14 protein-coding genes are annotated in these 13,974 nt (G+C 34.2%); 2 read left to right on the top strand and 12 right to left on the bottom strand.

The genetic code is table 11. The annotated features are described in order from the left end of the window. Nucleotides 1–91: 91 nt before the first annotated feature. Both AC1B0Z_RS07750 and AC1B0Z_RS07745 read right to left on the bottom strand, forming a co-directional pair. A complete protein-coding gene (locus AC1B0Z_RS07750; protein ID WP_483795046.1) occupies nucleotides 92–871 on the bottom strand; it encodes a zinc ribbon domain-containing protein in 780 nt (259 codons plus the stop codon). Between the two features lie 3 nt (nucleotides 872–874). Then, nucleotides 875–1,969 carry a Nif3-like dinuclear metal center hexameric protein gene (locus AC1B0Z_RS07745; RefSeq protein ID WP_483795044.1) on the bottom strand — a complete coding sequence of 365 codons (1,095 nt, stop codon included), beginning with the start codon at nucleotides 1,967–1,969 and terminating at the stop codon, nucleotides 875–877. 45 nt (nucleotides 1,970–2,014) lie between these two features. Here AC1B0Z_RS07745 and lpxK point away from each other — a divergent pair, with 45 nt between their 5' ends. Next, nucleotides 2,015–3,028, top strand: a complete 1,014-nt coding sequence (lpxK, locus tag AC1B0Z_RS07740) for a tetraacyldisaccharide 4'-kinase (protein ID WP_483795042.1) — start codon at nucleotides 2,015–2,017, stop codon at nucleotides 3,026–3,028. On the opposite strand, the gene AC1B0Z_RS07735 is transcribed toward lpxK, so the two are convergent. From AC1B0Z_RS07735 to AC1B0Z_RS07710, 6 genes are all read right to left on the bottom strand, one after another. Continuing rightward, nucleotides 3,018–5,249 (bottom strand): ATP-binding protein, encoded by a 2,232-nt coding sequence (locus tag AC1B0Z_RS07735; protein WP_483795041.1) that lies wholly within the window; start codon nucleotides 5,247–5,249, stop codon nucleotides 3,018–3,020. The genes lpxK and AC1B0Z_RS07735 overlap by 11 nt on opposite strands. Before the next feature lie 77 nt (nucleotides 5,250–5,326). After that, the gene (lipA, locus tag AC1B0Z_RS07730; protein ID WP_483795039.1) at nucleotides 5,327–6,205 is read right to left on the bottom strand and encodes a lipoyl synthase; all 879 of its coding nucleotides are present in this window, start codon (nucleotides 6,203–6,205) and stop codon (nucleotides 5,327–5,329) included. A 50-nt stretch (nucleotides 6,206–6,255) separates the two neighbouring features. After that, nucleotides 6,256–7,500, bottom strand: coding sequence for an NRAMP family divalent metal transporter (locus AC1B0Z_RS07725; protein WP_483795037.1), 1,245 nt, complete (start codon nucleotides 7,498–7,500; stop codon nucleotides 6,256–6,258). Next, nucleotides 7,493–8,044 carry an RNA polymerase sigma factor gene (locus AC1B0Z_RS07720; protein WP_483795036.1) on the bottom strand — a complete coding sequence of 184 codons (552 nt, stop codon included), beginning with the start codon at nucleotides 8,042–8,044 and terminating at the stop codon, nucleotides 7,493–7,495. Before AC1B0Z_RS07720 ends, AC1B0Z_RS07725 begins: the two co-directional genes overlap by 8 nt. Beyond that, a complete protein-coding gene (locus AC1B0Z_RS07715) occupies nucleotides 8,035–9,150 on the bottom strand; it encodes a glycosyltransferase (RefSeq protein WP_483795035.1) in 1,116 nt (371 codons plus the stop codon). The genes AC1B0Z_RS07720 and AC1B0Z_RS07715 overlap by 10 nt, the downstream gene beginning before the upstream one ends. Before the next feature lie 3 nt (nucleotides 9,151–9,153). Continuing rightward, on the bottom strand, nucleotides 9,154–9,360 hold the full coding sequence (locus AC1B0Z_RS07710) for a membrane or secreted protein (RefSeq protein WP_130963166.1): 207 nt from the start codon (nucleotides 9,358–9,360) through the stop codon (nucleotides 9,154–9,156). Between the two features lie 153 nt (nucleotides 9,361–9,513). Between AC1B0Z_RS07710 and aqpZ the strand changes: the two genes are divergently transcribed. Further along, entirely contained in the window at nucleotides 9,514–10,200 is a 687-nt protein-coding gene (aqpZ, locus tag AC1B0Z_RS07705; RefSeq protein WP_483795034.1) for an aquaporin Z, read from the top strand. 99 nt (nucleotides 10,201–10,299) lie between these two features. Here the strand turns inward: aqpZ and AC1B0Z_RS07700 are convergent, their stop codons facing one another. The 4 genes from AC1B0Z_RS07700 to AC1B0Z_RS07685 form a co-directional block, all read right to left on the bottom strand. Next, entirely contained in the window at nucleotides 10,300–11,088 is a 789-nt protein-coding gene (locus tag AC1B0Z_RS07700) for an anti-sigma factor domain-containing protein (protein WP_483795033.1), read from the bottom strand. A gap of 12 nt (nucleotides 11,089–11,100) precedes the next feature. Beyond that, nucleotides 11,101–11,631: an RNA polymerase sigma factor gene (locus AC1B0Z_RS07695; RefSeq protein WP_483795032.1), complete on the bottom strand. Its 531-nt coding sequence runs from the start codon at nucleotides 11,629–11,631 to the stop codon at nucleotides 11,101–11,103. A 69-nt stretch (nucleotides 11,632–11,700) separates the two neighbouring features. Further along, on the bottom strand, nucleotides 11,701–12,714 hold the full coding sequence (murB, locus tag AC1B0Z_RS07690; RefSeq protein WP_483795031.1) for a UDP-N-acetylmuramate dehydrogenase: 1,014 nt from the start codon (nucleotides 12,712–12,714) through the stop codon (nucleotides 11,701–11,703). Beyond that, nucleotides 12,714–13,904, bottom strand: coding sequence for a pyridoxal phosphate-dependent aminotransferase (locus AC1B0Z_RS07685; protein WP_483795030.1), 1,191 nt, complete (start codon nucleotides 13,902–13,904; stop codon nucleotides 12,714–12,716). The genes murB and AC1B0Z_RS07685 overlap by 1 nt, the downstream gene beginning before the upstream one ends. Nucleotides 13,905–13,974 lie beyond the last annotated feature (70 nt).

Raw genomic sequence — 13,974 nt, 5'->3', positions numbered from 1 at the left:
GTGTGAAAGTTGTTTTAAAATTATTTTCAATAAAAAAGCCTTCAGTTTCCTGAAGGCGTTCATGAATATGTATTTATTTGATAAAGGTTTACTAAAGTTTAGCAAACAATTTCTCCATTTTTGCTTTTTGTTCTTCAGCTAACACAGCGTCAACAAGAATTCTGCCACTGTGCTCATCAGTAATTACTTTTTGTCTAGAAGCAATTTCTACCTGAACCTGAGGCGGAATGGTAAAGAAAGAACCACCTGAAGCTCCTCTTTCAATAGGTACCACTGCTAATCCGTTTTTTACATTTTTACGAATTCTGTCATAAGCAGAAACCAAACGATCTTCGATTTGTTTCTTGTATTCTTCTGATTTACTAAGTAAAGCTTGCTCTTCTTTTTCGGTTTCGGCTAAAATAGCATCTAACTCTCCTTTTTTATGCTTTAGGTGTGTTTCACGCTCCTTCAGTTGGTCCTTGGTAGCTGAAATAACCTCTTTCTTTTGCTCAATTTGAACTTTAAATTCTTTAATGTGCTTTTCAGCCAACTGAATTTCTAGCTCTTGAAATTCAACTTCTTTAGAAAGGGAGTTAAACTCTCTATTGTTTCTAACATTTTTCTGCTGTTCGCCATATTTTTTTATCAGTGCCTTAGACTCTTCAATTAAGTTTTTTCTAGATGAAATATCGTTATCAATTACAGCTAGGTCGTTTACTAATTTCTCAAGTCTGGTGTTTAATCCAGCAACTTCGTCTTCTAAATCTCTTACTTCTAAAGGTAATTCTCCGCGTACATTTCTTATTTCGTCAATTCGAGAATCTATAAGTTGTAAATCGTAAAGGGCTCTTAAACGCTCTTCTACACTAACTTCTTTCTTTTTAGCCATACTTTAAAAATACTTAACAGGATTGGTATTTGTGTTTGATAAAATGATTGCAAAATTAGTAATTTTTTTTGTAAGATGCTCTACTAAAAGCGTTTTTGTGAATTGTTCACTTTCGTAATGCCCAATGTCTGCCAAAAGAATGGAATTTTCAGAAGAGAAAAAGTCATGATATTTTAAATCGGCCGTAACAAATGCATCAGCTCCTGCCGATTTTGCAGCGTTAATAGCAAAGCTTCCCGAACCTCCTAAAACCGCTACTTTTTTAATGTTCTTATTAAGAAAGGCTGAGTGACGAATACATCCCGTCTTCATTTTGATTTTAAGGTGAGTTAAAAAGTCTTTTTCTGAAAGGGGCGTTGTTAATTCACCAATCATTCCCATACCAATGTGCTGGTTTTTATTTTCAACGGTAATCAATTCATAGGCAACTTCTTCATACGAATGGGTTTCAAATAGCTTCGTCAGTATTTTAGCTTCTAAATGTTTTGGGAATGTTACCGTTATTTTCGTTTCATGCTCCGTATGTGCTTCTCCTTTTTCTCCAATTGTGGGAGATGACTTGTCGTTACCTTTAAATGTGCCATAACCTTCTACATTAAAACTGCAATTATTATAATTACCAATACTGCCTGCGCCAACGCTAAACAACGCGCTCCTTAACGCCTTTGCTTCGTGTTTAGGAACGTAAGTGGTCAATTTTTTTATAGTACCATTTTGTGGTATCAAGATTTTTTTATTTTCCAGTCCAATCTGATTACAAATCATAGCATTTACACCGTGATATGCATTGTCCAAAGCCGTGTGTATACTGTAAATAGCAATATTATGCTTAATTGCTTTTATCACTACACGCTCCACATAATTTTTGCCTGTTAGTTTTTTTAAACCTTTAAAAATGATAGGGTGAAAACTCACTATAAGGTTGCAGTTTTTCGTTATAGCTTCATCAACAACGGTTTCTAGTGTGTCCAGCGTTACCAAAACGCCGGTTACTTCTGCGGTTTTATCGCCCACTAAAAGCCCTACATTATCAAAATCTTCAGCATAGGGTAACGGTGCGAGACTTTCTAAATGATTTATAACGTCTTGTACAATCATAAGGTTTGTATTTAGTATCAAAGATAAAATAATTACATTCGTGTTGTGAAGCTCATCAGAAAAATATTATTTCCAATAGTGCCAATTTATTTCCTGATTACTTGGTTGCGTAACAAGGTATATGATTTTGGAATAAAGCGATCCACGGCTTTTGATATGCCAGTAATTTGCGTTGGGAATTTAAGTGTTGGCGGTACAGGGAAAACGCCAATGATTGAATATTTGATAAGAATTTTAAAGGATAATTATAGTGTTGCAACATTGAGTAGGGGCTATATGCGCAAAACCCGAGGATTTCAATTGGCCAATAATAGTTCTAGTGCTGCGGATTTAGGTGATGAACCTTTTCAGTTTCATTGTAAATTTGGTAGAGCAATTCAAGTTGCGGTGGATAGTAATCGGGTTAGAGGCATTTCGCAGCTACTAAAAAGCGATAATCCGCTAGGAGTTATTTTGCTTGATGATGCCTTTCAGCATAGAAAAGTAAAAGCTGGATTAAATATTTTATTAACAACTTATGATAACCCCTATTTTCAGGATACTGTTCTACCTACTGGAGATTTAAGAGAGCCCAGAAGTGGTGCAAATCGTGCTGGTATTATTGTGGTTACTAAATGTCCTTCGGGTTTAACAAATACTGACAAATCTGAATTTTTAAAGTGTATTAACCCAAAAGATGGACAGCATGTGTTTTTTAGTTCAATTTCATATTCTGAAAACATATTATCAAATACTTCTAAAATAAAACTAACAGAATTAGGATGTTTTACTTTGGTAACAGGAATTGCAAATGCGACACCTCTTGTGAACTTTTTGAAATCTAAAAATTTAAGCTTTGAACATTTGAATTTTAAAGACCATCATGATTTTTCTCCACAAGATGTCTCTAATTTAGAAGCAAAAACAAGGATTCTAACTACTGAAAAAGATTTTATGCGTTTGAAGCAATATAAATCTCTTGAGAATAAACTGTTTTACTTGCCAATAAAGGCTAAAATTGACGAAAACGAGAAATTTGATGCTTTGGTAGGACGCTTTGTAACCTCATTTAAGCAGTAGCCGATTTCTTATCGGACAATGCATTAAATAATTTTTTCTCAAACTCTTCTTGCTTGAATGGTTTTGGAATAATATCGGTAAATCCTGCTTCTTCAAACTCGTGCATCTTATCTTCTATGGTTACCGCAGTAAGGGCAAAAATGGTTAATTCCTTATCAAAAGTTCTAACAATTTTTGTGGCTTCAATACCGCTTATCCCTGGCATATGAATATCCATTAAAATAATGTCGTATTTATTGCTCTTTATCATATCAACAGCAGCCTCTCCATTATCCACCACCTCACAGGCAAGTTCCATCTTAGTCAAAATCTTTTTAGTTATCATTTGGTTGATCTTATTGTCTTCAACCACTAAAATTTTAACCGAACTTAAATCGATATTAGGTCTTTTATCAAGCTTTTTAACTTCTTTTTTGGCTGCTTTTTCCTTAGCTTCATTGTATTCTAGAGGGATTTCGAAAAAGAATGTAGTACCTTTTCCTAATTCACTTTGCAGATAAATTTTTCCTTTTAGAATGTCAATCAATCCTTTTACAATGGATAAACCTAAACCAGTACCGCCATATTTTCTATTAATTTGAATTGAGCCCTGAGAGAAACTTTCAAACATGTTGTCTTGTTTCTCTTTGGTTATCCCGATACCATTATCCTCTACTTCAAATCTTAAGCTGTAAATATCCTTTTCTTGCCCTATTTTGTATACTCTAATCCAAATATCCCCGTCTTTGGTGAATTTGATGGAGTTACCGATAAGGTTAATTAGTATCTGAGAAATCTTTAGTTGGTCGGCTACAAAGTTTTCCGGTAAATCTTTATCATATTCAAAATGAATAGTGATATTATTATCCAATGCGGAATTATTCAGTGCTAAAATAATGTTGTTAATCTTCTTTTTAAGATTAAAAGGTTCTGGCTCAATTTCTACTTTATTTGCTTCAATTTTGTTAATTTGAAGTATATCGTTTATAAAAGTTAATAGGTAGTCTCCTGAGAATTTTAATGACTTTAAATGCTGAATCTGTTCTGGTTTTGGATCTTCATCCAATAACATATTACTTAAGCCCGTAACGGCATATAGTGGCGTTCTCAGCTCATGGGTTACTGTAGACAAGAAATTAGCCTTAGTTTTAGAGGCCAATTCTGCTTTTTCTTTTGCAATAATAAGCTCGTTATTCTTTTTATGGAGCATGTTATTAGTCTTTAACCTGATATTATTGTTCTTATATAACGAAAGCGTGAGTAAAGACAGAATGGTAATTAAGGCAACACTAAGTATTGATATTAAAGTACCTAAATCATTTTTACTATTTGCTTCTTTAAGTTCTGCTTGCTGTTTTTTGTTACTTTCAATTTGATCGTTAATCAGAAACTGAATTCTTTTTTCAGGTGACAAATTTGCCCGTTTTACAGCCCTTAAGGAGTCAGAGAGTTTGATATGCTCTTTTAAATATGAAGTTGCAAGTTCAAAATTGTCTATACTTTCATAAATATTACTTAATACCAAAAGACCAGAGTTTTGGATAGGTTTTAGGCCTTGAGACTTTGCTATATCTAAACCTTCTTTAGCAAAATTTAAGGCTTTTTCGTGTTCATTTAGGATATTGTGGATTTTCCCATGATTAACTAAAGCACTGCTTAAAATACTATTTAGTTCTTTTTTTCTGGCTAGAGCCACAGCCTGCTCATTAAGTTCTCTGGCTTTCCTGTAATTTTTAAGTTCAATGTAGGCATTGCCTTCAGCCAATAATGTCTCTGCGAGTTCCTTATCTAGTTTTTCTTCTTGAAATTTAGATTTTGCTGCTCGATAGGAATCCAACGCTTGGTAAATGTTTTTTTTCGCCATGTAAACATCTCCAAATGTTTTATATGAACGACCAAGGTTTTCGTTATCGTCAATAATACGTTGCATTTCAACAGCAGAGGTAAGTGCCTTTATTGCTACGTCTTCTTCTTCAATAATTAAATGAAGACGTCCTTTCATGGATTGAATTAATCCGATACTTTTTTTATTATCTGAGTTTTGAGCATATTCTAGAGCTTCATCAAGTGTTTTTTGAGCTTCAAAATAGTTGAAGTTCTCAATATCTTTCTCCGATTGCTCGATACGATAGTTGATATTATTTTGAATTATCTCTGGATCCTCCTCAATAACGTTTTGAGAGAACAAACAGATTGATAATAACATCAAAACAATAAATATGTATTGTTTTATTTGGGACATTTTGGTTTCAATAGGTCGACAAATATAAATATTTATTCGATAAAATACACTTTTTTCTCGATAAATTGCATATTTATTTAATTTATATGCTTTTGGGCTTTATATGATGAACGCACTAAAGCACTACTTTCCACATGTCTGAAACCTAAATCAAGACCTATTTCTTTATACTCATCAAACTCATCAGGGTTGATAAAACGTTTTACCGGTAAGTGTTTTTTACTTGGTTGTAGGTACTGACCGATGGTAACAACGTCAACATCATTCTCTCTTAAATCATGAAGTGTAGCGATAATTTCTTCCCTTGTTTCACCTAAACCAAGCATAATACCAGATTTTGTACGTCGTTGCCCCTGCTGTTTTAGATACTTTAAAACACCCATGCTTCTGTCATACTTTGCTTGAATGCGTACCTCGCGCGTTAACCTTCTTACAGTCTCAATGTTATGAGATACCACTTCTGGAGCTACATTAATAATACGATCAATATGTCTTTCTATACCTTGGAAGTCTGGTATAAGTGTTTCTAATGTGGTTTCAGGATTCATTCTTCTTACGGCATTTACAGTTTCAGCCCACATAATACTTCCCATGTCTTTTAAATCATCTCTATCAACGCTAGTTAATACAGCATGTTTTATCTTCATTATTTTTATGGAGCGCGCTACTTTTTCAGGTTCGTCCCAATCTACCGTTTCCGGTCTTCCTGTTTTTACACCGCAAAATCCACAAGAGCGCGTACAAATATTACCCAGAATCATAAAAGTTGCTGTACCCTCTCCCCAACATTCACCCATATTTGGGCAGCTGCCTGAAGTACATATTGTATTTAGGTTATATTTATCTACTAAACCTCTTAATTCAGTATATTTTTTTCCAGTAGGTAGTTTAACGCGTAACCATTTTGGTTTGGCTTGTCGTTCTGGTAATATGTTAGAGATTGTTTCCTTTTCCATCAATAAAAAATTGAACTGCAAAGATACGAAGTATTCTATTAAATAGTTTGCTACAAAGTAGTAAGGTACCAAATACTAAAACCAATGAGGAAAAGTATTCCAAACCAACTTAAAACATGTAGTTTAGTGGAAGGCCTCCATGCTTTAGGTGTGTGTTTTCCTGAGATAAGCACATAATTAATAATAGCGTAGAATGGTGCGGTAATAAAGGATAATATGGTAGCTATCTTGATAAGTAATCCCATTTCAGATGCCAAAAACAAAAAGATGTAGATGGTACCCAAAGTCAGTAAAATTATCCAGAATAAATAGCCATATTTAAAGCTTTTGTCCATAAGTAACTCCGAAGTTCTGTCCATTGAGCGTGGGGAAGCGTCAAGTGTAGTAAGTGTGGTGCTAAACATGGTGGTAAATGCCGCAATACCAATAATAATGTATGCCCAATTGCCAAGGCTTGTGGTGTACATGTCAATAAGCTGGCCTGCAAAAACCCCTGCAGAACCACTAAATGTTTCGCCACTGCTAAACATCGCTAAAGCACCTAAAAGCACAAAGCCAATGCCCAAAATGATAGTTCCAATATAGCCCACGTTAAAATCAAAAAGAGCACCTTTGATGGAAAAGCTGGATTGATTTTTCTTTTTTTCCAGCGTCCAGAGCGAATGCCACACAGATATATCCAATGGTCCAGGCATCCAACCCATAAAGGCTATTAAAAATGCAATTTCTAGATTGTTTTCAGGTAAAACCTGAGCAATTGAAAGCGCTGATACATTGTTTAACAATGCCATAAATACTGCAGCAACAGTACTAATGGATAGTATAATGATGATGACTTTAATAAGATTATCTAATAATTTGTACTTGCCTAAAAGCAATAAGGACAAACAAATTACCAAAATTATAATAAACCATATTTGCACACTATTGATTGCAATTTCTCCTATTTTAAATGGTTCGAATTCGTAAAATAAAGAGGATGCTATACCGGCAGTTACTATAGTAACTGCCATTTGTACCACAAACATGGTTCCCAAGGTTAATACGTAATAGGCAATTAAAGTGCCTTTTCCTAGTTTTTTATAGCCATCTAAAAGGCTTTCTCCTGTTGAAGCGGCATATCTAGGGCCATATTGAAAAAATGGATACTTAAAAAGTGTTACTAAGATTAATGCCCAAATTAAGCCCAAACCAAAATCGGCACCTGCTCTTGTAGACTGTACCAAATGAGACACACCAATTGCAGCACCTGCAAACAAAAGTCCAGGACCAAGGTTCTTTAGTTTGTTAATCATTTTTATTAGTAATTACTTCGGCAAGTAATTTTTTAGCTCTCAGCAGTTTTACCTTTACATTGTTTATGGGTTCGTCCAATTCTGCAGAAATTTCCTTGTAACTTAACTCTTGAAAGTATCTTAAATTGATAATTTTCTGGTAGTGGGGTTTCAGCTTTTTAATATCACGAAGTAGGTTTGCTAGATTTTGCTCGGTAATAAGTTTGTCTTCTATAGTAGGCGATTCATCTAAAACTTGAAATGCACTATTATCATCTTTGGAAATAATAGGTTTAATAGATTTTTTCTGTTTTCGCACTAAATCGATATGAATGTTCTTTGAAATGGTAATCAACCATGTTTTAAAGGTGTATTGCTCATCAAATGTTTTAATTCTATCAAATGCTCTAGAGAATGTTTGTATGGTGATATCTTCAGCGTCATTTTCATTCTGTACACGTTTCAACTGAAAGCCATATACGTCATCCCAATATAAATCCAATAAATAATTAAAGGCCTTTTGGTCATTATTTTTAGCGCGAGAGATAGCTTCTTCTATTTCCAATGGTTGGGTTTTGAGATGATATTATTTATAAAGATAGCCATTTGGGAAATAATTAAAAAGATTTCTAGAAAGGGTAAAAACAGAATCAGATCTTTTTCATTGAGTTTTTTTGCTGAAAATCCATATGTAATGAAGGTGATTGTAAATCTTATCATGATTAATGGAATAACATAAATGGGCAAATGCCAAAATACTAATAATAAAAGGGCCAAGACCCAAAATAAGAAGCCAGATATGTAAAAGAAAGCTAAGGTTATCTTGTGGTTTAGTTTATAGTGTTTTGCGGTTGAAACATGCCTGCGCTTTTGTTTGAACCAACTTTTAAATGAAGTTTTAGGAACCGAAGTGGTAAAACTATCAGGAGAAACACAAATACGTGTGTTTGAATTTGTAGCGGCTTCGTTTACAAACAAGTCGTCGTCACCCGAGCGAATATGCATATGCTTCATAAAACCATTTACCTTGAAGAACTGCGCCCTCGTATACGCCAAATTCCTGCCTACCCCCATATATGGCATTCCTAATTTTGCTAAGGACAGATAACTGATGGCGGTGTGCAATGTTTCAAATCTGATCAATTTATTTAAAAACGAGTTTTTAACTTTTGAATAACCACCATAACCCAAAACTATGGAGGTTTGGGAGTTAAAGTTTGACACCATATTCCTAATCCAATATTTTGAAACTGGTTTGCAATCGGCATCTGTAAACAGTAAAACATTGTGTTTTGCCGCTTTTATACCAAGAGTTAAAGGGTATTTTTTATTGCCCCAAAAGGTTTCTACAGGTTCTACATTAACTATTTTAATATGTTGATTTGTTTTGGAAAAGCTTTCCATGACTTCTAGGGTATCATCATGAGAAGCATCATTAATTAAAACAATTTCAAAATTTTTATAGTCCTGTTGAATGACTGAGGGCAAAAACGTTTTGAGGTTTTCTGCTTCATTCTTGGCACAAATGATAACTGAAACAGGTGTAGTGGGGTTTTTAGCTGCTTTTTTCGAATTGTGAAATGCAAATTTCCCGAAAATGTGTAAGTAAAAGAAAGCTTGAATTAAGACAACTACAATGAGGGTGTAGATTGCAATGTCCAGAATAATCATGAATTATTTCGAATGTTGCGGTTCATTACATTCGCTAAATTGGTCTGGAGTTTTTCCACAAAAACCACAAGCTTCTCCATCTTTATTCAACATGGGGTTTTGGCTAGCGCATGTGCCAGCAAATTTTCCATCTTTTTTAGCCCAAATTTTAATGGCTATTCCAGCTACACCAAGACCTAACAAAAGTAGTGTAATCAATAGAAGTTTCATGTAAATGATTTTGTGCAAAGATACAGTTTTTAGCAAAAAACTATGGTAATTGTTTGTTCATAATTAAGGAGATGTGACTTAAGTGTTTTTTAGGTGTCTCATTATTAATAAATTACGATTTTTATTACTAACCAATTAAACTATTAAAATATTATGAAAAAAATATTAGCAGAATTTTTTGGAACCTTTTGGCTGGTTTTTGGAGGTTGTGGTAGTGCCATTTACGCTGCTGCTTTTCCAGAAGTTGGTATTGGTCTTTTAGGCGTTTCTTTAGCCTTTGGTTTAACTGTTTTAACCATGGCTTATGCTGTAGGACATGTATCTGGAGCACATTTTAATCCCGCTGTATCTTTAGGGTTATGGGCTGGTGGAAAATTTGAAGGGAAACACCTTTTAGGTTACATTATTGCACAACTTATTGGAGCTATAGCGGCAGCAGGAGCTTTGTATCTCATCGTTTCAGGTAAATCTGATTTTACTGATATTGGCGGTTTTGCGGCTAACGGTTATGGAGAATTATCACCTGGAGGCTATAGTATGGTTTCTGTGTTAGTAGCAGAGTTTGTACTAACTATGTTTTTCCTTTTAATCATTTTAGGAAGTACTTATCCAAAAGCACCAAAAGGATTTGCAGGAATTGCTATAGGTTTAGCATTAACCCTTATTCACCTAATAAGTATTCCAATTTCAAATACATCCGTAAACCCAGCAAGATCAACAAGTCAAGCCTTATTTGCAGGAGGGGATTTTACAGCACAGTTATGGTTATTCTGGTTGGCACCAATAGCAGGAGCTATAGTGGCTGGATTTATACATAAAGCATTTTTCGATAAGGAATAAAGAGAATAACCCTTAATAAGAGTTATTAATAGCAAGTAAAAAGCCTCTTCCAATATATAGGAAAGAGGCTTTTTCAATAATTAAAGCTATATTAATTTGCTACTGTAGGCTTATTTCTGCTACAGAGTTTTCCAAAGATGCTATTGCGTTTCCACCTTTTGGTTCAATCGTAATATTTAAAGCTATGGCATCTTCGGTAAAAGGAATTCTTTTAAGTTGCCTATCCGTTTCACTTAAAATACCCAAACTAACCATCTTACCTTGTAAATCTGCCCAAATTTGATAGCATTGTTCTTCTGGTAATTGTGGTAAGGATACCACATCAATCATTGATGTTTTCTCTCTTGGGTTGATATAGGCAACAGTTTTTAAATCTCTAGCGCGCTCATTACCCTGAATTATATATTTATAAGTCTCAGGATCATTTAAACGCTTAAACTGTTCCATGATGTCATCAAGTCTTTTATTATTTTCTTCAATGTCATCTCTTAAATCAAATATTTCCTCAACAACTACCTGATTTTCTTCAGTTAGTTTTTGGTTTTGATTATAGAATAAATAGGAAGTAGCAGCAAAAGCAATCGCTGCAACACTAGCGGCAATACTTAATTTATACCACTTTTTATACTTTACTTTTCTTGGTAAAGAAACAACTGGTGCATCATCAAGTTCCTCTAAAACGGCATTCAATATGCGCTTAGGAGCTTCAATAGCATTACTTTTTGCAACAACCTCTAAATTATGCTGCAGTGTGTTATATGCATTTTCTACTTCAGGATATCTTGCAATGTAGGTTTCAACCTGTTCGGTTTCAGCATCAGTTGTCGTGCCCATTAGATATTTATCTAAAAGGTCTGAATTTAAAAAGGTAGTTATTTTCTCATTCATGACTAGGTTTTATTAAGGATTGTAGATTTTTTTCAATTCTCTCAATCCAATTTTTAATCTCGATTTTATAGTACCCAACGGAATATCAAGCTCATCGCTCGCTTCCTGTTGTGTCATACCTTCAAAAAATAGCGCGTTTATCACTATTTGATACTTCTCATCCAAGGTGCCTAAATGTTTTTTAATATCTAAAACATCTTGGTTCAAAGAGTTCGTTGTAATTTTATATACGCTAGAATTATCGATTTGGACTTCCTTTTCGATTTTATTTTTTAAGGACCGGGTTTTATCAATGGCCGTATTGTATGCAATTCTGTAAAGCCAAGTAAACAATTTTGCCTTGGATGCATCATACTTTTTCGCATAGCGCCAGATTTTTACAAACGTTTCTTGCAGTACATCTTGGGCGGTATCCTCATCTATAATTACCTTTCGGATAACGCCATAAAGTGCATCGGCATAATTTTCATAGAGTAAGGTAATAGCCCTTTTATCGCTATTTTTCAATAAGTCAACTATTTCTTTTTCTATGTTTGAAATCAATGTAAGTTGGTTTAATTGGTTGTTCCGTGATAGAAACAGATAAACGTCAAAGTTAGAAATTTATTTAGACTATAAGATATTTACTTCAGCTTCAATTGAAATGTCAAATAGTCTCAATACAGTTTTTTGAATCAATTTTGCAAGACTAAAAATATCAGAACCCTCGGCACCTCCATAGTTTACAAGTACTAATGCTTGATTTTTATGTACACCGTAATTTCCAAAACGCTTGCCTTTAAAACCCGCTGTTTCAATAAGCCAACCTGCAGGAACTTTTACTTCGCTTTCAGAAATGGGATAACTAGGTATATTATTAAAACTATTTTGTAATTTTTTAAATTTCTCTATTGAAATTATAGGGTTTTTAAAGAAACTACCACTGTTTCCAATTTCCTTTGGGTTTGGTAGTTTGCTTTCCCTTATCGCTATTACAGCCTTTGAAATTGCTTGAATTGTTGGTTGTTTAACATTTTGAGCCTTCAACTCTGATGTAATAGCACCATAATCCATATGAAGTTTATGATTTACTTTTGATAAACGGAAAATAACTGATGTAACGATGTATTTACCCTTTACTTCATTTTTAAAAATAGAATTTCTATAACCAAAATTACACTCGTTTTTAGTGAAAGTGATTTCTTCTAGCGTATCAATATCTAAGGCGTTGCAAGAGATGAAAGTATCTTTTAATTCTACACCATAAGCACCAATATTTTGTATAGGTGCAGTGCCGACGTTTCCCGGAATTAGCGATAGATTCTCCAAACCACCAAAGTCATTATCTAAACACCAAACCACAAAATCGTGCCAGTTTTCGCCGGCATTGGCTTTTACAAAAACAAAATTTTCGTCTTCCCTTTTAATAGAAATACCTTTTATGTTAATGTGAATAACCAATTTATCCTGATTTTGAGTAAGTAGCATATTACTGCCGCCACCTAAAATAAGTTTGTTGGGATAATTCTTATTAGCTAAAAGCTTAGATAATTGATAAGTGTTGTTAACCGAGGCAAAATGTTTCGCTTCAACATCGATACCAAAAGTATTGAAGTTTTTAAGAGATATGTTTTGCTGTATTTTCATTAATCTGGGTACACTTTAAGAGCTTCTTTTATAATGTTAACGGCCTTAATTAACTCTTGCTTATTAAGTACGTAAGCAATTCTAATTTGGTTTGCGCCAATACCCTTAGTAGAATAAAAACCGTCTGCTGGAGCTACCATAACGGTTTCATTGTCAATACTAAAAGATTCCAAAAGCCACTGGGCAAAATGGTCTGCATTTTTAACAGGAAGTTCTATGATGCAGTAAAAAGCGCCTTTAGGAATTCCAATTTTAATACCCTCGATATTTCGTAATTCTGAAACTAAGGTGTCTCTACGCTCTATGTATTCCTTTTTTACATCTTCAAAGTAGCTTTGAGGTGTGCTTAGGGCGGCTTCACTAGCAATTTGAGCATAAGTTGGCGGACTTAACCGAGCTTGGGCAAATTTTAAAACAGTATGCCTTATAGTTTCATTTCTGGTAACTAAGCACCCAATTCTTGCGCCACACATACTGTAGCGCTTAGAAACAGAATCTATCATTATAGTATGCTCATCAAGTCCTTCTAGTTCCAAAATTGAATAATGGGAATGTCCGTCATACGTGAATTCTCTGTAAACTTCATCAGATATTAAAAATAAATCGTGTCGTTTTGCGATATCTGCTAATTGTTTGATTTCTTCTTTAGAATATAAGTATCCAGTGGGATTTCCAGGGTTGCAAATCATAATTGCCTTTGTGCGAGAGCTAATCAATTTCTCAAATTCTGTAATAGATGGTAGTGCAAAATTATCCTCAATTCTCGAAATTATGGGTCTTACTTTTATGCTATTAGCCGTGGCAAAAGCAATATAATTTGCATAAAATGGCTCACATATAATCACTTCGTCATCGGGATCCATAATACTTCCAAAAATAAATGAAATAGCCTCACTTGCACCTGTGGTTACAATAATATCGGTATGTGAAACTCTTATATTATGATAAGCGTAGTAATCTGCAATTTTTTTTCTGTAAGTGTCTGAACCTTCTGAACGAGAATAAGATAAAACTTCAATGTTATTTTCTTTAACCGCGTTTAGGGCAACTTCTGGCGTTTTTATATCTGGCTGGCCAATATTTAGGTAGTATATAGACTTGCCTTTAGCTTCGGCTTTTTCAGCATAAGGGACAAGCTTACGTATTGGAGATTCGGGCATATTCCGCCCTTTTTGAGATATTGAAGGCATCTAATAACTGTTAGAGGGCAAAGTTGCAAAAATTATCTTAAAAAATGACCCTAAATTACTGGTGCTTTAT

Source organism: Hyunsoonleella sp. J2K-J805 (assembly GCF_057167125.1).
Note: the sequence above shows the minus strand (reverse complement) of the source record. Positions and strands in the feature narration are given on the sequence as shown.

Excerpts from the sequence above, each read along its gene's own strand:
- murB (WP_483795031.1), bottom strand. The coding sequence starts at position 12,714 with ATGAAAATACAGCAAAACATATCTCTTAAAAACTTCAATACTTTTGGT.
- AC1B0Z_RS07710 (WP_130963166.1), bottom strand. The coding sequence starts at position 9,360 with ATGAAACTTCTATTGATTACACTACTTTTGTTAGGTCTTGGTGTAGCT.
- AC1B0Z_RS07750 (WP_483795046.1), bottom strand. The coding sequence starts at position 871 with ATGGCTAAAAAGAAAGAAGTTAGTGTAGAAGAGCGTTTAAGAGCCCTT.
- AC1B0Z_RS07725 (WP_483795037.1), bottom strand. The coding sequence starts at position 7,500 with ATGATTAACAAACTAAAGAACCTTGGTCCTGGACTTTTGTTTGCAGGT.
- lipA (WP_483795039.1), bottom strand. The coding sequence starts at position 6,205 with ATGGAAAAGGAAACAATCTCTAACATATTACCAGAACGACAAGCCAAA.
- AC1B0Z_RS07715 (WP_483795035.1), bottom strand. The coding sequence starts at position 9,150 with ATGATTATTCTGGACATTGCAATCTACACCCTCATTGTAGTTGTCTTA.
- AC1B0Z_RS07700 (WP_483795033.1), bottom strand. The coding sequence starts at position 11,088 with ATGAATGAGAAAATAACTACCTTTTTAAATTCAGACCTTTTAGATAAA.
- AC1B0Z_RS07745 (WP_483795044.1), bottom strand. The coding sequence starts at position 1,969 with ATGATTGTACAAGACGTTATAAATCATTTAGAAAGTCTCGCACCGTTA.
- aqpZ (WP_483795034.1), top strand. The coding sequence starts at position 9,514 with ATGAAAAAAATATTAGCAGAATTTTTTGGAACCTTTTGGCTGGTTTTT.
- AC1B0Z_RS07685 (WP_483795030.1), bottom strand. The coding sequence starts at position 13,904 with ATGCCTTCAATATCTCAAAAAGGGCGGAATATGCCCGAATCTCCAATA.
- AC1B0Z_RS07735 (WP_483795041.1), bottom strand. The coding sequence starts at position 5,249 with ATGTCCCAAATAAAACAATACATATTTATTGTTTTGATGTTATTATCA.